The sequence below is a fragment of the Streptomyces lacaronensis genome (genome assembly GCF_047337785.1).
Classification (GTDB): Bacteria; Actinomycetota; Actinomycetes; order Streptomycetales; family Streptomycetaceae; genus Streptomyces; species Streptomyces lycopersici.
In genome coordinates, this window is record NZ_JBLHDK010000003.1 from 3,400,074 (window position 1) to 3,419,125 (window position 19,052).

Annotated in this window: 11 protein-coding genes; 5 read left to right on the forward strand and 6 right to left on the reverse strand. The window is 73.7% G+C overall.

Annotated elements, in window-relative coordinates; all coding sequences use genetic code 11:
• The first annotated feature begins 254 nt into the window (after positions 1–254).
• Positions 255–2,246: a PucR family transcriptional regulator gene (locus ACMTAK_RS14405; protein ID WP_413806618.1), complete on the forward strand. Its 1,992-nt coding sequence runs from the start codon at positions 255–257 to the stop codon at positions 2,244–2,246.
• Positions 2,247–2,496: 250 nt separating this feature from the next.
• On the forward strand, positions 2,497–3,309 hold the full coding sequence (locus ACMTAK_RS14410) for a hypothetical protein (protein WP_413812882.1): 813 nt from the start codon (positions 2,497–2,499) through the stop codon (positions 3,307–3,309).
• A gap of 458 nt (positions 3,310–3,767) precedes the next feature.
• Here the strand turns inward: ACMTAK_RS14410 and ACMTAK_RS14415 are convergent, their stop codons facing one another.
• On the reverse strand, positions 3,768–4,430 hold the full coding sequence (locus ACMTAK_RS14415; protein ID WP_413812883.1) for a GntR family transcriptional regulator: 663 nt from the start codon (positions 4,428–4,430) through the stop codon (positions 3,768–3,770).
• Between the two features lie 374 nt (positions 4,431–4,804).
• On the opposite strand from ACMTAK_RS14415, the gene ACMTAK_RS14420 reads away from it, so the two are divergent.
• Entirely contained in the window at positions 4,805–5,962 is a 1,158-nt protein-coding gene (locus ACMTAK_RS14420; protein ID WP_413806619.1) for a DUF2637 domain-containing protein, read from the forward strand.
• A 173-nt stretch (positions 5,963–6,135) separates the two neighbouring features.
• Here ACMTAK_RS14420 and ACMTAK_RS14425 read toward each other — a convergent pair whose 3' ends face one another.
• A complete protein-coding gene (locus ACMTAK_RS14425) occupies positions 6,136–6,552 on the reverse strand; it encodes an ATP-binding protein (protein ID WP_413806620.1) in 417 nt (138 codons plus the stop codon).
• A gap of 253 nt (positions 6,553–6,805) precedes the next feature.
• On the opposite strand from ACMTAK_RS14425, the gene ACMTAK_RS14430 reads away from it, so the two are divergent.
• Positions 6,806–9,994 carry an alpha-mannosidase gene (locus ACMTAK_RS14430; protein WP_413806621.1) on the forward strand — a complete coding sequence of 1,063 codons (3,189 nt, stop codon included), beginning with the start codon at positions 6,806–6,808 and terminating at the stop codon, positions 9,992–9,994.
• A 1,216-nt stretch (positions 9,995–11,210) separates the two neighbouring features.
• On the opposite strand, the gene ACMTAK_RS14435 is transcribed toward ACMTAK_RS14430, so the two are convergent.
• From ACMTAK_RS14435 to ACMTAK_RS14445, 3 genes are all read right to left on the reverse strand, one after another.
• On the reverse strand, positions 11,211–12,953 hold the full coding sequence (locus ACMTAK_RS14435; RefSeq protein ID WP_413806622.1) for a pyruvate dehydrogenase: 1,743 nt from the start codon (positions 12,951–12,953) through the stop codon (positions 11,211–11,213).
• 98 nt (positions 12,954–13,051) lie between these two features.
• Positions 13,052–14,074: a protein phosphatase 2C domain-containing protein gene (locus ACMTAK_RS14440; RefSeq protein ID WP_413806623.1), complete on the reverse strand. Its 1,023-nt coding sequence runs from the start codon at positions 14,072–14,074 to the stop codon at positions 13,052–13,054.
• 1,344 nt (positions 14,075–15,418) lie between these two features.
• The gene (locus ACMTAK_RS14445) at positions 15,419–16,870 is read right to left on the reverse strand and encodes a dihydrolipoyl dehydrogenase family protein (RefSeq protein WP_413806624.1); all 1,452 of its coding nucleotides are present in this window, start codon (positions 16,868–16,870) and stop codon (positions 15,419–15,421) included.
• Between the two features lie 252 nt (positions 16,871–17,122).
• Between ACMTAK_RS14445 and ACMTAK_RS14450 the strand changes: the two genes are divergently transcribed.
• Complete coding sequence (locus ACMTAK_RS14450; protein WP_413806625.1) at positions 17,123–17,521, forward strand: PPOX class F420-dependent oxidoreductase; 399 nt, start codon at positions 17,123–17,125, stop codon at positions 17,519–17,521.
• A gap of 30 nt (positions 17,522–17,551) precedes the next feature.
• Here the strand turns inward: ACMTAK_RS14450 and rsgA are convergent, their stop codons facing one another.
• The gene (gene rsgA / locus ACMTAK_RS14455) at positions 17,552–18,691 is read right to left on the reverse strand and encodes a ribosome small subunit-dependent GTPase A (protein WP_413806626.1); all 1,140 of its coding nucleotides are present in this window, start codon (positions 18,689–18,691) and stop codon (positions 17,552–17,554) included.
• Positions 18,692–19,052: the final 361 nt, after the last annotated feature.

A 19,052-nucleotide genomic window follows, 5' to 3' on the forward strand; every position in this document is an offset into this window, starting at 1 on the left:
CGTCGGTTGGGGTGTCGGCGGGGCTCCCCGCACGCGGCCGCCGCGCATGGAAGGGGCCCCGAGCACCGTCCTCCAAGAACTCTGCACACGGCTCAACGCCAGTAGACCCAGGTGTGGGCCACATGGTGCAGTCACCAAAGACATGAAGCAATTGGCTGGCCAGGGGGCAGGTCTTGTAGATTCGAACGAACGGCGGGGGCCGGAAACCTCGCGGTATTCGACCGGCAACACGGAACAAGATCGGCTGGCGTCACATGCGGCTGCGCGCACTGCTGGAGAACGACACCCTGGGGCTGCGTCTGCTCGGCGGCGAGGACGAGCTGGACCGCACCGTGCGCGGCGTGATGACCACCGATCTGCGCGACCCCAGCCGCTATCTCGCCGGTGGCGAGCTGGTGCTGACCGGGCTCGCCTGGCGGCATGAGCCGGAGGACTCCGAGCGGTTCGTCCGCATCCTCGCGGCGGCCGGGGTGGCGGGTCTCGCGGCGGGCGAGGCGGAGCTGGGCGCCGTGCCCGAGGACCTGGTGCTGGCCTGTGGCCGCCATCGGCTGCCGCTGTTCTCCGTGGTCGAGGACGTCGCGTTCGCCACGATCACCGAGCATGTGGTGCGCCAGGTCTCCGGTGAACGGGCCGGGGATCTGGCCGCGGTCGTCGACCGGCACCGCCGGATGATGACGTCCGGGCCCGCGGGCGGCGGCCCCGAGGTCGTCCTGGACCTGCTCCGCTCGGACCTGGACCTGACCGCGTGGGTGCTCTCCCCCACCGGCCGCCGGATCGCGGGCCCGACCGCCACCGGGGCGGCCGCGGAGCCGCCCGCGGCGGTCCGCGCCCAGCTGGCGGGCGAGCAACTGGCCGCCCGCCGCGACGGGCGGCGCGGCCCGCACCGGCTGACCGCCACGGACGGCATGACGTACTCCCTCTTCCCCATCCGCAGCGGTGACCCCGGCGACGATGTGCGCGAGACCGTGCTGTCCGACTGGGTGCTGGCGGTCGGCGCGGACGCCGACGAATGGCCGGAGGAGCGGCTGGATCTGCTCTACGGGGTCACCCAGCTGATCGCGGTCGAGCGCGACCGGCGGAACGCCTCCCGCACGGTGCGGCGCAGGCTCGCCCAGGAGGTGCTGGAGCTGGTCCAGTCGGGCGCGCCGCCCGCCGAGGTCGCGGCCCGGCTGCGGGTGGCCGCCCCGGTGCTGCTGCCGGGCCTCGGCACGGCGCCGCACTGGCAGGTGGTGGTGGCCCGGGTGGAGTGGGGCGTCACGGCGGAACAGGAGTACGGCGCGGACGGCGGGACGCGGCTGGGCGACGCGGGGAAGGGCGCATACGGCGGGACGCGGGGAGGTCCGGACGGCGGGACGCGGGGCGGCCGGGACGCCGGGGCGCAGCGGGGTGGCGCACGGAAGGGCGCGGACGGCGGGGCCCGCGAGGGTGCCACGCGAGACGGCGCCCCACGGGACGGGAGCGCGCGGGACCGGAACGGACGGGACCGGAACGGACGGGGAGGCGCAGTGCGGGACCCGGGCGCGCGGGAGGGCTCCTCGCCGGACAGCGGGGGCCTCCCCGGCGGCATCCCCGGCGGCCGGGTGGCCCAGTCGCTGCTGGAGGAGATCCTGGTCGACCCGTACGCGACCGGGCCGGAGCCCTCGGACCGGATCGCCGTGGCGCACACCGGTGACGAGGCGGTGGCGCTCGTACCCCTCCCGGCGCTCCCCAACGGCCCGTCGGACGGCGCCACGGACCACCCGGAGACGGCGGAAGTGCAGGCCGACGCGCTGCTGGCCGCCGTTCGGGAGCCGCTCTCCCGGGGCCTGGACGGCGACGGCCGGCTGACCCTCGGCGTCAGCGCCGCCGTGCACTCCGCCGACGGGCTGCGCGGCGCCCTGGAGGAGGCCCGGCACGCCCGGCGCGTGGCCGCCGCGCGCCCCGGGCGGGTGTGCGCGGCCGGGCACCAGGAGCTGGCCTCGCACGTACTGCTGCTCCCCTTCGTCCCGGACGACGTGCGGCGCGCCTTCACCGCCCGGCTGCTGGATCCGCTGCGCGAGTACGACCGGCGCCACCGGGCCGAGCTGATCCCGACCCTGGAGGCGTTCCTGGACTGCGACGGCTCCTGGACGCGCTGCGCCGCCCGGCTCCATCTGCACGTCAACACGCTGCGCTACCGGGTCGGCAGGATCGAGCAGCTGACCGGGCGCGAGCTGTCGCGCCTGGAGGACAAGCTGGACTTCTTCCTCGCGCTGCGCATGAGCTGACGCGGCGCGGAAGCGACGGCGGAGGCGCCTGCGGAGGCGTCCGCGGAAGCACCTGCGGAGGTGTCCGCGGAAGCGACGGCGGAAGCGCCCGGAGCGCGTCTCCGTGCCCCACTGCGGCATCACCCTTGCCAGGGGTTTGTGAATTCATTCACACCAACCTCTTGGCCGGGCGCGCGCATTCGTGCTGAGATTCGCCCACGGCTTCCGGCTCGATGGCGCGCTTGGGGAGGGCAATGTGGCGGACACCGCCATGTCACCACCTGGATCGTCAGGTTCCCATTCCGAGGTAAGAACGGGGCGCGGGCCCGACCCGCTTGTGGACGACCCACTCGACACGGCGGTATGGCGGCTGCGCTCGCGCGGCTGCTGGAAGGACGCCGCCGAGCTGCTCACCCCACGGGCGGCGGATGACGCCTCGGCCGCGCTCAAACGCAGCGTCGTCCTGACCGAACGGTGCATGTACACCTCCACCGGCTGGGACGCGGCCGAGGACGCCCTGCGGGCGGCGGAGGCGCTCGCGCTCACCGACACCGAGCGCGGCGCGACCGCGTGCGAGCGGGGCTATCTGGCGTACGCGGCCACGCTGCTCGGCGTGCGGGACCGGGCCGACGAGGCGCGGACCGCGCTCGGCCGCGCCGCCGCGCTGCTCTCGCCGGGCTCCCCGATCCGGCCGCTGCTGGACTTCCGGCGCGGGCTGATCTCCCAGCACCTCGCCCACAACCCGACCGGCGCACTGGCCGCCTTCCAGCGCGCCCACGCGGGCGCGGCGGCCCACGGCGACACCTTGCTGCGCTCGTTCACCTGGCGCCATCTGGCCGCCATGGCGGAGGCGGACGGCGATCTGCCCGACGCACGGCACGGCTTCGCGGAGTCGCTGCGGATCCGTGAGGAGCTGGGCTACCTGGTCGGCATCGCCCCGGCCCTGGCCGCCCTGGCCGACGTCGAACCCGACCCCGACGAGGCCACCCGCCTCCGCACCGAGGCCGGCCGCCTGGTCCGCCTCCTGGGCGGCGTCCCCGTCTGGCTCGCGGAACAGCTGTCCCCCGAGGAGACCGCCGACTGACCGGCCCCGGCTCGCCCCGGGAGAAGCACGGCACGCCCCGGGGCGAACCCGCCCGGGGGCGCAGGACGACTCGTACGCCCCCAGCGCTACGGGGCGACCGGCGCGACAGGGGCTCCGCCCCCCGGGGCCTGGGGCGGAGCCCCAGTTGTGGGAAGGGGCGAGGAGGGGAACGGCCCGCCGCAGGCACCAAGACCCGTCGGAGCGCGGCCAGGGCGCGGAGGCTCCGCCCGGACCCCGGGGCCTGGGGGCGGAGCCCCAGTTGTGGGAAGGGGCGGGGAACGGCCCGCCGCAGGCGCCGAGAACCGTCGGAGCGCGGCCAGGGCGCGGAGGCTCCGCCCGGACCCCGGGGCCTGGGGCGGAGCCCCAGTTGTGGGAAGGGGCGGGAAGGGGAACGGCCCGCCGCAGGCGCCGAGAACCGTCGGACGCCCCTACCAGCCCCCAGCCCCAGCCCCCAGCCCTCAGACCGTCGGGGCGAAGTGGGCCCTGGTGAGGGATTCGACCGTGTCGAGGTCGCGGGCGGCCAGGGCGTCGAGGAGGGCCATATGCTCCTCCGCGTCGGCGACGAGGTCGGCGGTACGGGTGACGCGGCCGCAGGCCAGGGGCCACTGGGCGCGGCGGTGCAGATCGTCGGCGACGATCACGAGCTGCTGGTTCCCGGCCAAGCCGAGCACCGTCTGGTGGAAGGTGCGGTCCGACTCCAGGTAGGCGGCCCGGTCGCCCCTTACGGCGGCCGCCGCCGTCGCCTCGGCGAAGGGCCGCAGCCCGGCCCAGCGCTCGGGCGCGATCGCCTCCGCCAGGCCGAGCATCACCGGGACCTCCAGCAGCGCCCGCACCTCCGCCAGCTCGGCCAGCTCGCGCTCGCTGCGGCGGGCGACCCGGAAGCCCCGGTTGGGCACCACCTCGACGGCGCCCTCGCCCGCGAGCTGCTGCATGGCCTCCCGTACGGGGGTGGGAGAGACGCCGAAGCGCTCGGCGAGCACCGGCGCGGAGTACACCTCGCCCGGGGTCAGCTCACCGCCGGCCAGCGCGTCCCGCAGGGCGTCCAGGATCTGGCCACGCACCGAGTGCCGGCGCGGGGACCTGCGTGCCGCGGGCGCGCCGCAGGAGGGCAACGGCTCCATCGCCGCCTGTGCTTCGGACTGCTCCACTCCGGTCCTCCTGACATCCCATCGAAACGATATGCGGAGGCCGCCCCCGGGCAAAGCCCGTAAACATCATTTAAGGTCGCGGTAACGTCGCGCCTCGTACACGGACCGTAGCTCGACCGGCAAGCCGATCGGTCGGATTACCCGCGATCGGGTTCCGTGAATAGAATCAAGCCGCTTGCACAGCGCGAGTGTTCGGATCGCATCGCACCTATTCGCGTGTCCCCCCGCCTACTTGGCGGCCTCTTGTCCCAAAACCGCTCGAGGCCCGGCAGGATTCCGCCAGGATGTCGCGCGCGGTAGGCCGTACTGCGGCCAGAACTTCATGGAAGCCAATCAAGGGGCACCGGATGAGACTGACCGACATATCGCTGGTTCTGCCAGTCGTCGTGGCGCTCGCCGGCGTCGTGGGGGCGGCGGTTGTCCTCGCGCGCGGCCGACGGAAGAAGGACGACAGCGTCATCACCGACTCCTGGGAGCGCAGCGAGGAGCGTCGGCGCCGTAAGGAGGCCATCTACGGGATGGCCGCCTACATTCTGCTGTTCTGCTGCGCCGGGGTGGCCGCCGCGCTCTCCTTCCAGGGCCTGGTGGGCTTCGGACGGGAGAACCTGGCGCTGACAGGCGGCTGGGAGTACCTGGTGCCGTTCGGGCTCGACGGCGCGGCGATGTTCTGCTCGGTGCTGGCGGTGCGGGAGGCCAGCCACGGTGACGCCGCGCTCGGCTCGCGCATGCTGGTGTGGCTGTTCGCGGGCGCCGCGGCCTGGTTCAACTGGGTGCACGCGCCGCGCGGCATGGGCCACGCGGGCGCCCCGCAGTTCTTCGCGGGCATGTCGCTCTCGGCGGCGGTCCTCTTCGACCGGGCCCTGAAGCAGACCCGCCGGGCCGCGCTGCGCGAGCAGGGTCTGGTGCCGCGGCCGCTGCCGCAGATCCGCGTCGTCCGCTGGCTGCGCGCTCCGCGCGAGACCTTCGCCGCCTGGTCGCTGATGCTGCTCGAGGGCGTGCGGACGCTGGACGAGGCCGTCGAGGAGGTCCGCGAGGACCGGCGCGAGAAGGAGCACAACCGCGCCCGCCGGCGCGACCAGGAGAAGCTGGACCGGGCCCGGATCCGGGCGATCAACCGGCAGCACCGGATGTGGGGCCGCCGCGGCGGCCGTCAGGTGGAGGTCACCGCCGCCACCCCGCCGCCCGCGCAGCTCAGTTCGGAGCCTGCCATAGGCGAGAAGGTGCTGGAGACCGCCGGGGCCCCGGAGCAGGCCCAGCTGGCCGCCGCCTCCGCCCGGCCCGCCCTGCGCTCCGCGGGCGGCGCCGAGTCCGCGACCGGCGACCTGGGCCATGAGCGGGACAAGGACCGCGACCGGGATTTCAGCTTCGGCTTCGGTGAGAAGGACAAGGACGCCGAGGCCGGTCCCCACACCATCGACCTCACGGCCGAGGACGACACCCTCACCATCCCGCGGCTGGACTCCCTCGAGGAGAAGCTGGCGCAGATCGAGCGCGCCTTCGGCTGAGCGGGGCTGAGGCGGCGGCCAGGGCGGGGGGCACCGATCCCCGCCCGCCGCCCGGCTGGTCCGTACCGCGCAAGGCGCCGACGCGCCGCACGTCCGTGTCACGCGCGCCACACCTCCGTGTCACACGCGCCGCACCTCCGTGTCACACGCGCCACCCGTCCACGGAGTGGCGGCTACGGAACGCCCTCGGCTTCGAGTTCGAACCACAGGACCTTGCCCACCCCGTGCGCCCGCACGCCCCAGGCGTCCGCGAGCGTATGCACCAGCAGCAGTCCGCGCCCGGATGTGCTGTCCTCGGCGGGCCGGTCGCGCAGCGTCGGGTGCCGGGACACGAAGTCCCGCACCTCCACCCGTAATCGCCCGGTGACGCGCGCGCCCGGCCCGTCCCCCATCGAGGCCGTGACCTGCGCACCACGGTCGGTGTGCACCAGCGCGTTGGTCACCAGCTCGCTGGTGAGCAGCTCGGCGAGATCGGCCCGGCCGGGCCCGCCCCAGTGCCGCAGCATCTCGCGCAGCTCCGCGCGGACGCGCGCCACCGCCGCGAGATCGTCGTGCGCCAATCGCTTGGTCAGGGCCGGGCCACGCTCCACCGGAACACCCTCCGGAACGGCCTCCGCGGCCTTCGGCCCCGCATCCGGCCGACCCTGCCCATGCCCCCGGCCCGGCCGTACAGGCTGACGCTTCATCCTCCCCCGCCCCGGCCGCCCCCTGACGGCGGCCAGCGTCGAATGTCGTCGAACACGCTCACGGAAATGCATGCCCGGGTGTTGCCCCCCACACACCGAGGGAAATGCTGGGAGTGATCCGCTGAGTGATCCCCCGAGCTCGAGCCGAGGAGCCGTGATGCACGACGACCGACCACTGGTGGAGGGGCGCCTGGACCGCGCGCTGCGCCAGTTCATCAGGCCCGCCCAGTACACGGCCCGGGTGCCGCTCACCCTCTCCGCGTGGCGCACCCCCGGTGAGCCGGTGCCGGTCGCGGAGGCGCTGGCGGGCACCTACGAGCCGTTCACCACCGGCACGGACTGGGGCAGTCCGTGGTCCACCTGGTGGTTCCGGCTGGAGGGCGCGGTGCCGGAGGGCTGGGCGGGGCGGCGGGTGGAGGCCGTCATCGACCCGGGCTTCACCGACGACGCCCCGGGATTCCAGGCCGAGGGGCTGGTGTACGACGCGGAGGGCGTGCCGATCAAGGGCATCCATCCGCGCAACCGCCACATCCCCGTAGCCGCCCCCGCGGCCGGTGGCGAGCCCGTACGGCTGCTGCTGGAAGCCGCCGCCAACCCGTCCGTGCTGCGCGACGGCTTCGTCCCGACCCGGCTCGGCGATGTGCTGACCGCCGGGGACGAGCCGCTGTACCGTTTCGCCTCGGCCGAGCTGGCCGTCCTCGACGAGACCGTCTGGCATCTGGTCCTGGACATCGAGGTGCTCTCGGAGCTGATGCACGAGCTGCCCGAGGACCGGCCGCGCCGCCATGAGATCCTGCGCGCCCTGGAGAACGCGCTGGACGCGCTCGACCTCCACGACGTCCCCGGCACCGCGGCCGCCGCCCGCGCCGAGCTGACCGACGCGCTCGGCCGTCCCGCGCACTCCAGCGCGCACCGGGTCTCGGCGGCCGGGCACGCCCATATCGACTCGGCGTGGCTGTGGCCGCTGCGCGAGACGGTGCGCAAGGCGTCCCGCACCTTCGCCAATGTCACCGCGCTCGCGGGCGAGTACCCGGAGCTGGTGTTCGCCTGCTCACAGGCGCAGCAGTACGCGTGGGTCAAGGAGCACCAGCCGCATATCTGGGAGCGGATCAAGAAGGCGGTGGCGGACGGCAACTGGGCGCCGGTGGGCTCGATGTGGGTCGAGTCGGACGCCAATATGCCCGGCGGTGAGGCGCTGGCCCGGCAGATCGTGCACGGCAAGCGGTTCTTCCTGGAGGAACTGGGGGTGGACACCGAGGAGATCTGGCTGCCGGACTCCTTCGGCTACACGGCCGCCTTCCCGCAGCTCGCCAAGTTGGCGGGGGTGAGGTGGTTCCTCACCCAGAAGCTGTCGTGGAACCAGTCCAACAAGATGCCGCACCACACCTTCTGGTGGGAGGGCATCGACGGCACCCGGGTCTTCACCCACTTCCCGCCGGTGGACACCTACAACGCCCGGTTCAGCGCCTCCGAACTCGCCCACGCCGAGAAGAACTTCGCCGACAAGGGGCTGGCCACGCGCTCGCTGGTGCCCTTCGGCTACGGCGACGGCGGTGGCGGCCCGACCCGCGAGATGCTGGAGAAGGCGCGGCGGCTCGCCTCCCTGGAGGGCTCGCCGACCGTCGAGATCCAGCCACCTTTGGCGTTCTTCACCGAGGCCGAGCGGGAGTACGGGGCCAAGGCGCCGGTGTGGTCGGGCGAGCTGTATCTGGAGCTGCACCGGGCCACGTACACCACCCAGGCCAAGACCAAGCAGGGCAACCGGCGCGGCGAGCATCTGCTGCGCGAGGCCGAGTTGTGGGCCACCGCCGCCGCGCTGCACACGCCCGGCTACGCCTATCCGTACGACGAGCTGGACCGGATCTGGAAGACGGTGCTGCTGCACCAGTTCCACGACATCCTGCCCGGCTCGTCGATCGCCTGGGTGCACCGCGAGGCGCGGGACACCTACGAGATGGTGTTCGCCGAGCTGGAGGAGATCATCGCGGGGGCGGTGGCCGCGCTGGGCGGCGGCGGGCCCGCCGTGCTCAACGCCTCGCCGTACGAGCGCGAGGAGATCGCCGTCCTGGACGCGCGGACGGCGGCCGCCCTGCCGTCCGGAGCCCCGGTCCAGCCGCTGGGCGAGGGCCGTACGGCAGTCGCGGTGCGGGTCGCCGGGCTGGGCGCGGCACCCGTGGGAACCGCCCCGCAGGCGCCCGCCGCCGGCGGCGCACCCCATGGGGCACCGCCGGTGACCGCCCTGAGCGACGGCCAGTCCATCGTCCTGGACAACGACCGGCTGCGCGTCACCATCGACACCGAGGGGCTGCTCACCTCGGTACTGGACCTGGACGCGAGCCGTGAGGTGCTGGCCCCCGGCGCCCGCGGCAACCTCCTCCAGCTCCACCCCGACCACCCCAACCACTGGGACGCCTGGGACATCGACCGGCACTACCTCCGCCGCCACACCGATCTGACCGACGCCGAGTCCGTGGAGCTGATCGAGTCCGGTCCGCTGCGCGCGACGGTCCGGGTCATACGGTCCTTCGGCGCCTCCCGCATCACCCAGGAGCTGACCCTGGCCGCGGGCAACCGCCGCCTCGACATCGCCACGGAGGTGGACTGGCAGGAGTCGGAGAAGGTCCTCAAGGCGGCGTTCCCGCTGGACATCCACGCCAAGGTGTCCACCGCGGAGATCCAGTTCGGCCATGTGGACCGCGCCACCCACACCAACACCAGCTGGGACGCGGCCCGGTTCGAGATCTGCGCCCACCGCTGGCTGCGGGTCGCCGAACCCGGGTACGGGGCGGCGGTGCTCAACGACTCCACGTACGGCCACGATGTGACCCGTACGGCGCACGACGGGGGCGAGGGCACGGACGCGGGCACGGACGGACGCGAGGGCGAGGTGCTGGGCACCACCGTGCGGCTCACCCTGCTGCGCGCCCCGCACAGCCCCGACCCGGAGACCGACCTGGGCGTCCACCGCTTCCGCTACGCCCTGCTGCCCGGCGCGGGCGTCGCCGAGGCGGTCGCGGAAGGACTCGCCCTCAACCTGCCGCTGCGCACCCTCCCCGCCGGACCGGCCGAGCGGGCACCGCTGATGTCAGTGGACAACCCCGCGATCACGATCGAGTCGGTCAAGCTCGCGGAGGACCGCAGCGGCGATGTGGTGGTGCGGCTGTACGAGTCCCACGGCGGCCGGGCGGCGGGCACGCTGGTCACCGGCTTCCCGGTGCTCGGGGCCGAGGTGACGGACCTGCTGGAGCGCCCCCTGCACGAGGCGGCCACGGGCCCGGGCGGGCTGACCCTGGCGCTGCGCCCGCACCAGATCCTGACGCTGCGGCTGCGGCCGGTGAGCGGCTGACGCCGGGCCTGCCGCCGTGCCCATGGTGACGCCGAGAAGTCCTGGCTGACGGCTGCACGGCCGACGGTCGTCCGGAGCGCGTCAGCTCGGCGACCATCCGTCCGCCAGCCCATGGGCACCCGCGTGCCGTGGCCGCCGCGCAGCCCCTCGCGTAACCCCCTCAGGGAGCGCGCAGGGCTGCGCGGTCGCGGGCTCGCCACGGGCTCTGCTCGGCCTGCCGGCGGGGCCCAGCAGCCCTGGGTGACGCCCGTGTGGAGGTCGGTGATACGGGGCCGTACCCACGCGAGCCGATCGCCGCACGCCCGGGCACGCCGGGAGTGCCGTCCGAGTGTCGAGACATCGGAGGGCAGAAAGGCGCCGTACGGGAAGTCGGTGCCGAGCAGGATCAGCAGATCGCATTCGTGGGCGGCCTCGTACGCCGCGCCATAGCCGAGCAGACCACTCATGCCGACGTCGTACGGGTTGTCGTAACGGGTTGTCGTACTGGACGAAGGTGCGTATCTCGATGCCACGAGGAAGCCCCGCCCGGCGCCACGGGGAAGCGCACGGACGGGGCCGTTGACGGGTGTTGGCTGACCTACGAGACGACGCCCGTTCCACTGCACCTGCTACACGGGACGGCATACATCGCGCCGTCCTCACCGACAAGCACAGTCGCCGAGAATCGGGGCCGAGATCGATGAGGCGATCCCCACCGGCGTCGGCGTCCGGCCCAGCAGCCACAGGCATCATCCGGGAGTGCTGACGGCGCCTGGAACCGACTCGCGAACCGGACTACGTCGACCGCACGAGGATTTACCCATTGCGACATAGTGACCACCTCCTGTAGCCGAGAGTACGTGCCGCGCCTCGGGCTGTCAGCGCGTCAGCTCAGTTCGGGCCCGTGTTGCCGCAGTCGCCGGTGCATGTGCCCTCGCCACCGGGCTCACTGTGCTCACATCCGGCCGCGACCGGGATGCTCTGGTCGGTCGGCGCCAGCCACAGCGCGCGACATCCACGGTGAACCCCGCCTGGGCGATCATCTCCTGGCTGCGCGTCAGCTCGCCCGCGTCGTGGCGGGACCGGTCCGGCGGCTCCCGCATGTGATGCACGAAGCGGCCGAACCCCTCTCGTCGGCGATCCGCTCGGCCTGGAAACGCAAGGCAAAAAGCCCCCGCCGCAGGACAAGTGCGCCCCCCCCTGGAGCGCTACCGGCACGTTCCGGGAGCGGAGAGGATCAGGGACGCGGTACGTTGCGGAGGTTCGAGCGGGCCATCTGGAGCATCTTGCCGACGCCCCCGTCCAGCACCATCTTGCTGGCCGAGAGCGCGAAGCCGGTCACCATCTCCGCCTTGATCTTCGGTGGGATGGACAGCGCGTTGGGGTCCGTGACGATGTCCAGGAGCGCGGGCCCCTTGTGGTGCAGTGCGGCACGCAGCGCGGACCGCAACCGCTTGGGCTTCTCCACCCGCTCGCCGTACACCCCGGCGGCACGGGCGATCTGCGCGAAGTCGGGGTTGTGGTACCCAGTGCCGTGCGCGGGCAGGCCCGAGACCAGCATCTCCAGCTCGACCATGCCCAGCGCGGAGTTGTTGAACAGGATCACCTTCACCGGCAGGTCGTACTGGACGAGGGTGAGGAAGTCGCCCATCAGCATGGTGAATCCGCCGTCGCCGGACATCGAGATCACCTGGCGGCGGCGGTCCATGAACTGGGCGCCGATCGCCTGCGGCAGCGCGTTGGCCATCGAGCCGTGGGTGAAGGAGCCGATCATCCGGCGGCGGCCGTTGGGGGACAGATAGCGCGCGGCCCACACATTGCACATCCCGGTGTCCACGGTGAAGATCGCGTCGTCGGCGGCCTCCTCGTCCAGCACCGACGCCACGAACTCCGGGTGGATCGGGATGTGCTTGTCGACCCGGCGGGTGTACGCCTTGACCACGCCCTCCAGCGCGTCGGCGTGCTTCTTCAGCATGCGGTCGAGAAAGCGGCGGTCGGTCTTGGGGCGCACCTTCGGCGTCAGACAGCTCAGCGTCTCCCGGACATCGCCCCAGACGGCGAGGTCCAGCTTGGAGCGGCGGCCGAGGTGTTCGGCGCGGACGTCCACCTGAACGGTCCGCACATCGGAGGGCAGGAAGGCGCCGTACGGGAAGTCGGTGCCAAGAAGGATCAGCAGATCGCATTCGTGGGTGGCCTCGTACGCCGCGCCATAGCCGAGCAGACCACTCATGCCGACGTCATAGGGATTGTTGTATTGAATCCACTCCTTGCCGCGCAGGGCGTGCCCCACGGGTGCCTTCAGCAGTTCGGCGAAGGCCATCACCTCCTCGTGCGCCCCGGCACAGCCCCGGCCGCAGAAGAGCGTCACCCGCTCCGCCTCGTTGACCATGCGGGCGAACCGGTCGATCTCCGCGTCGCCCGGACGCACGGTGGGCCGGGACGTCACCAGGGCGTGCTCTTCGGCGCGCTCGGGCGCCGGGCGGGCGGCGATGTCGCCGGGGAGCGCCACCACGCTGACCCCGCTGCGGCCGATCGCGTGCTGCACGGCGGTCTGCAGGACGCGGGGCATCTGCTGGGGGTGGGAGATCAGCTCGCAGTAGTGGCTGCACTCCTGGAACAGCCGCTCGGGGTGGGTCTCCTGGAAGTAGCTGGTGCCGATCTCACTGCTGGGGATGTGCGAGGCGAGCGCGATGACCGGGGCCATGGAGCGATGGGCGTCGTAGAGCCCGTTGACCAGATGGACGTGCCCGGGGCCGCAGGAGCCCGCGCAGGCGGCGAGGGATCCGGTGAGCTGCGCCTCGGCACCGGCGGCGAAGGCGGCGGTCTCCTCGTGCCGCACCTGGATCCAGTCGATCGCGGCGTTGCGGCGGACCGCGTCCACCACGGGGTTGAGGCTGTCGCCGACCACGCCGTACAGCCGTCGCACACCGGCGCGCACCAGGATGTCCACGTATTGCTCCGCCACGGTCTGCTTGGCCATCGCGCGCCCTCATCCCTCTCGTCGTCCAGGGTCGATGGGGTGGGTGACGCTTGTCCGCCACCTTGTACCTTTCGTCCATCAACCCATGGACGGCGGGGTTACGCCTCCCAGACGGCGGCCGCCGTACGGTCATCGGCGTAGCCCTTCACCCCGGTCTGGGCGTCGGCGAGGAACGCGGCGAGACCCGGCGCCTCCGCGGTGTCCCAGCGCTCGGCCAGGCGATTGGCGAGGGCGGCCTCGCCGCGCATGGGGTCGGCGAGGCCCGCGCTGCACAGCAGCAGGGTGTCGCCCGGCCGGGCGACGGAGGCACGGAACCGGAAGGGCCCGTGGACGGGCTCGGACTCGGGTGGCGGCGCGGGCTCGGAGTCGGGGTCGGGGTCGGGGTCATGGCTCGGTCGCCGGACGGGCGGGCGACCACTCCCATAGCCGATGACGGGCCCGCCGACGGCGTCCCGCTCGCCCCCGTCGGGTTCCAGGTCCTGCCAGACGCCGTCCCGCAGCCGGAAGAGCCCACCGTCACCGACGCCGAAGAACACCCGGGTACGGCAGGCCGGATGTGCCGGGAGCAGGAGGCAGCGCACCGACGCGGTGTGGTCGGCGGGGGCGAGGCCGCGTACGGTCGCGCCGGCGCGCAGCCGCCCGTAGGCACGGTCGGTGAGCCGGTGCAGCCCGGAGCTGAGAGCGCCGCGGTTGGCGGTGTGGATGTCCTCCGTCAGCCGGAGCTGATTGCTGCCGACCGCCCCGGCGATCCACTCGCACAGCTCGCGCGCCACCCGATGCGCCCCCGGCGCCGCCCGCTGCCCACTCGCCACGGCCACCAGGAGAAGGGCGCTGTCCCCGGTCCCGAACCGCACCGCGAACAGGGCGTCCCGCCGCAACTCGCCCCGGTAGCGGGCCGCGTCCCCGCGCAACGATGCGGCCCGCAGCGTCAGCGTGCCGTACCGGGCGCCCTCGAGCACGGTGTCGGGCACCACGTCCCGGAGCTCCTGCGGATCGGTGACGGGAAGCGTGGTCGGCTCGGTCTCGTACGTGGGCGGCTCGTCCCCGACGTACGAGGCGGCCGCGGCCCGCCAGGGCCGCGCCGGATCGGCCCGCAACGCGGCCTCCGGCGGAGGCGGCACTCCGGCCCCACGCGGCCCCGAGGATGGCGAGGGCGGCCCGGACACCCCGGCGCGCCTGGGTGGGCCGACCGGGGCGGTGGGCCCGGGTGCGCTCCCCCGGCTTGCGGGTCCAGGCCCGCCCGCTGGGCTCGTGGGTCCTCCGGTCGCACTCCTCCGGCTCGTGGGTCCCGGCGCGCTTCCCGAGTCGGTACGTCCGGGCGCGCCCGCCGGACCGGTACGTCCCGGCTGGGCACCGGACCCCGCGCGGCCCTGGGGAGGCGTGGCCGCACCGGACCCCGCGTTGTCACCCTGTGCGGCGTCCGACCCCTCGTTGCCGCCCGCCGAGGGCGATGCGGCACCGGACCCCGCGCGGTCCTGGGTGGGCAGTGTGGCACCGGGCTCCTCATCGGCGGGAGATCGCCACCCCTGCGGGCCACCTCCGGCGTCGGTGTCGGAGCCCGGGGCGGCACCGCCCGGCTCCCCCGTCCGCGGGCCCCAGGGGGCACCCGCGGCCGGTCTCTGATGTCCGGCGTCCTCGTCGTCGGCGAGCGTGCGGGAGGCCGAATCGAACCGGTCGTCCACGGAGTCGGAGGCCGCCGCGGGCCCCGCGTCGGCACGACGCGGGTCGTACAACTCGCCCCACCAGTCGTCCTCATGACGGCGTCGGTCGCCCTGCTGGCTCATCCCCACATTGTCCACAGGGAGGCTCCACGGGGACACCACGCGATGACCGGCCCGAGTTCCGCCCAAGATCCGCTCAAGCAAACCCGAGCACCCTCGGTCGCTGGGCCCCAGGAGCCCGACCCGGCAAGCGGGCAGGCCCTGAGCCCGGGGCGGGGCGTCGGAGACGAGCCGCCGCCCGCCCCCGACGTCATGCGTCAACGCGGCCGGAGGGCAAACCCGAGGAGCAAGGAGTGGCCCCCCGCGAGCCGCCCAAGGCCGGGCGGCCGGGACCGGGGCCGGGAGCCGGGGCCGGACCCGGGCGGCCGGAGCCAGGGGCCGGGGCCGGGAGCCCGAGCCGGACCCGGGCGGCCGGAGCCAGGGGCCGGGGCCGGGAGCCGGAGCCGGACCCGGGCGGCCGGAGCCAGGGCCGGGGCCGGGAGCCGGAGCCGGACCCGGGCGGCCGGAGCCAGGGCCGGGGCCGGGAGCCGGAGCCGGACCCGGGCGGCCGGAAGCCGAGGCCGGACCCGGGCGGCCGGAGCCAGGGCCGGGGCCGGGAGCCCGAGCCGGACCCGGGCGGCCGGAAGCCGAGGCCGGACCCGGGAGCCGGGCGCCGGAGCCAGGGCCGGGAGCCGCACCCGGGAGCCGGGGCCGGGGCCGGGGCCGGGGCGAGCAGGTGGCCGCCGCCCGGTCGGCCCCGCGCCCTCAGCCCCTGTACGCCTCCAGCAGCCGCAGCCAGATCTCGCTGATCGTGGGGAACGACGGCACCGCGTGCCAGAGGCGGTCGAGGGGGACCTCGCCCGCTACCGCCACCGTCGCCGAGTGGAGCAGTTCGCTGACCCCGGGGCCCACGAAGGTGACGCCGATCAGGTGGCCCCGGTCCAGGTCGACGACCATGCGGGCGCGGCCGCGGTAGCCGTCCGCGTAGAGGACCGCGCCCTCGACCTGGCCCATGTCGTAGTCGACGACACGGATGCTGCGGCCCTCGGACTCGGCCTGTTCCGCGGTCAGCCCGACCGCGGCGACCTCCGGGTCGGTGAAGACGACCTGGGGTACGGCCGCCTCGTCCGCGGTCGTCGCGTACGCGCCCCAGCGGCTCGTGTCCAGCCGCTCGACCCCTCGCGCGCGTGCCCCGATCGCCGCGCCCGCGACGCGCGCCTGGTACTTGCCCTGGTGGGTGAGGAGCGCCCGGTGGTTGACGTCGCCCGCCGCGTACAGCCAGCCGTCGGGGACATCCGTCACGCGGCAGGTCTCGTCGACCGTCAGCCAGCCGCCCGGTTCGAGCCCCACCGTGTCCAGGCCCACGTCCGCGGTGTGCGGGGCGCGCCCGGTGGCGAAGAGCACCTCGTCCGCCTCGAGCTGTTCCCCGCTCTCCAGGGTCACCGTGACCGGCCCCTCCGCCCCGCCCGGCCGGGCGAGCCCCTTCACCGACGTACCGGTGCGGATCTCGGCCCCGGCCTCCCTCAGCGTCTCGGCGACCAGCTCGCCCGCGAACGGCTCGATCCGGTTCAGCAGCCCGGAGCCGCGCACCAGCACGGTGACGCGCGAACCGAGGCCGCACCAGGCGGTGGCCATCTCGGCGGCGACCACACCGCCGCCCACGATGATCAGCCGGTCCGGCACCGTGCCCGAGCTGGTGGCCTCCCGGCTGGTCCAGGGCCGGGCCTCGGCGATCCCGGGCATGTCGGGCAGCGCGGCCCCGCTGCCGGTGCAGATGGCCACCGCGTGGCGGGCGGTGAGGGTCCGCTCCTCGCCGCCGGATCCGTCCGGCGGTGTCACCGAGACCCGCCGCGGGCCGACCAGCCGCCCCTGGCCGCGCACCAGGTCGATCCCGGCCGAGTCCAGCCAGGTGAGCGCACCGTCGTCCTTCCAGTTGCCGACCTGCTTGTCGCGGTGGGCGAGGACATCGGCCGCCGCCAGCGACCCCCCGACCGCCTCCCGCAGCCCCGGCACCTGGCGTGCCTCGGCCCGCGCGAGCACCGGGCGCAGCAGCGACTTACTGGGGACGCAGGCCCAGTACGAACACTCACCACCGACCAGCTCCCGCTCCACGATCACCGTGGAGAGCCCGGCGGCGCGGGTCCGGTCGGCCAGATTCTCACCGACCGGGCCCGCGCCCAGCACGATGACGTCGTACTCGTCCGTGGCCTGATTCATCGCAACCCGCTCTCTCGCTCGTATCACCGTCGTCGCAAGGCCTTCGGGGGCCTCGCAGGGTCATCGTGGCGTCGAGTTACCGCGCACAGCCACCCCAATCGGCGTTTCGGCCGAGCGCTCCCGGCATCGGGCGGCCCCGGTCCCATGTCGGGAGGTCCCGGCCCCGCACCGGGAAGAAGCCCCGGCCCCGCATCGGGCGGTCCCGGTCCCGCGTCCCCTGCGTACGGGGCGCGGGCGCGCGACAGTGATCGCATGACAGTTTTCACCGAACCCGAGGCCGGCTACCTCAGATCGCAGCGGATCGGCCGGCTGGCCACCGTGGACGCGCACGGCCAGCCGCAGGCGAACCCGGTGGCGTTCTTCCTCAACGAGGACGGCACGGTCGACATCGGCGGCTATGCCATGGGCAGGACGAAGAAGTGGCGCAACACCGGGACGAATCCGAAGGTGGCGCTGGTCGTCGACAGCCTGGTGAGCGAGCAGCCGTGGATGGTGTGCGGGGTGGAGATCCGCGGCGAGGCGGAGCGGCGCACGGGGCCGCATGACCTCGGCACCCAGCTGAGCGACGAGGTCATCCGGATCCATCCGCGCTGGGTGTACAGCTGGGGCCTGGAGGACGCGCCCGGGGCCAAGACCCGGAGCGTGAGCTGACCGGGGCCGGTCCCGGGCACACCACTACCGCTACCGCTTCGGCCCCCGCTTGCGTTCCATCATGTGGCGGCCGAGCGCCTGCCGCTGCTTCCAGTCCCGCCGCAGCTCGGCCCGCAGCCGCGCGTCCGTACGGGCCGCGAGCCGCTCGTTCTCGCGGAGCAGCTTGCGGTAGCTCTCCAGCCGCCGCTCAGGCAGCGAGCCGTCGTCGATCGCGGCGAGCACCGCGCACCCCGGCTCGGCCCGGTGTGCGCAGTCGGGGAAGCGGCACCGCTCGGCGAGCTCCTCGATCTCGGCGAACGCCTGTGCGACACCGCCCTCGGCGTCCCACAGCCCCACCCCGCGCAGCCCCGGGGTGTCGATCAGTACCCCGCCCGAGGGCAGGGGCAGCAGATCGCGGGTGGTCGTGGTGTGCCGCCCCTTGCCGTCGCTGTCGCGGATCGCCCGTACGTCCTGGACGGCCTCGCCCACCAGCGCGTTCGCCAGCGTGGACTTGCCCTCGCCCGACTGGCCGAGCAGCACGGCGGTGCCGGAGGCGAGCAGGGCACCGAGCTCGTCCAGCCCCTCCCCCGTCGCGGAGCTCACCGCGAGCACCCGTACACCGGGCGCCGCCGTCCCGGTGTCGGACACCAGATGGGCGAGGGTGTCCGGCTCCGGAACCAGATCGGCCTTGGTGAGGACGAGCAGCGGCTGGGCGCCGCTCTCCCAGGCCAGCGCGGTGAACCGCTCCACCCGCCCCAGGTCGAGCTCGGCGGCGAGGGAGACGGCGATGACGGCGTGGTCGACGTTGGCCGCCAGCACCTGGCCGTCCGAGCGCTTGGAGGAGGTGGACCGTACGAGGGCGGTACGGCGCGGCAGCAGCGTACGCACATAACGCGGATCGCCCTCGGCGTCCACGGTGGCCCAGTCGCCGGTGCACACGATCCGCAGCGGATCGCGCGGCGTCACCAGCTCGGTGTCGGCCCGTGCCAGGCCGCTCGGCGTGACCAGATCGCACTGGCCACGGTCCACCCGGATCACCCGGCCGGGCACCAGGCCCTGTGCGGCGTACGGGGCGAACGTCTCCGCCCAGCCGTCGTCCCAGCCATAGGCGGCGAGGGAGTACGGAGAGGCGGAGCCAGACGAGTCAGAGGAGCCAGTAGAGCCAGAAGAGCCGGTGGAAGTGTTCAACACGGAGGAAACCCTTCGAAGGGCGGCCTCCGAAGAGGTGTCAGCCGGAGACCGCAGGGGTGGAAATGAGGAACTCCTGAACGCGAGCGGCGCTCGCCACCGAGACCGTCATCAATGTCCTCACCTCCTGCTTTCCTCCACGCGCGGCAACACGGACCAACACGGCCCGCACGGAACGGAGAAACCGTAGCCCATCCCCGCACGGGCCGCCATCCATTTTTTTCTTTCGTTGAAAACGAAAGAGCCGCAATCAACCGCCCTGTGACCAGCGGAACATGACCCCGAGCAGCGGCTCCCGAACATGCTTGCGCACCCGCCGGACGCTGAGGTACCTTCGCGACAGTTGATCTTTGTTTTCAGGCGC

What these genes read in the sequence shown, in the direction of transcription:
- ACMTAK_RS14430 (WP_413806621.1), top strand. Translation starts at nt 6,806, where the DNA reads ATGCACGACGACCGACCACTGGTGGAGGGGCGCCTGGACCGCGCGCTG.
- ACMTAK_RS14405 (WP_413806618.1), top strand. Translation starts at nt 255, where the DNA reads ATGCGGCTGCGCGCACTGCTGGAGAACGACACCCTGGGGCTGCGTCTG.
- ACMTAK_RS14435 (WP_413806622.1), bottom strand. Translation starts at nt 12,953, where the DNA reads ATGGCCAAGCAGACCGTGGCGGAGCAATACGTGGACATCCTGGTGCGC.
- ACMTAK_RS14415 (WP_413812883.1), bottom strand. Translation starts at nt 4,430, where the DNA reads ATGGAGCCGTTGCCCTCCTGCGGCGCGCCCGCGGCACGCAGGTCCCCG.
- ACMTAK_RS14410 (WP_413812882.1), top strand. Translation starts at nt 2,497, where the DNA reads ATGTCACCACCTGGATCGTCAGGTTCCCATTCCGAGGTAAGAACGGGG.
- ACMTAK_RS14450 (WP_413806625.1), top strand. Translation starts at nt 17,123, where the DNA reads ATGACAGTTTTCACCGAACCCGAGGCCGGCTACCTCAGATCGCAGCGG.
- ACMTAK_RS14420 (WP_413806619.1), top strand. Translation starts at nt 4,805, where the DNA reads ATGAGACTGACCGACATATCGCTGGTTCTGCCAGTCGTCGTGGCGCTC.
- ACMTAK_RS14445 (WP_413806624.1), bottom strand. Translation starts at nt 16,870, where the DNA reads ATGAATCAGGCCACGGACGAGTACGACGTCATCGTGCTGGGCGCGGGC.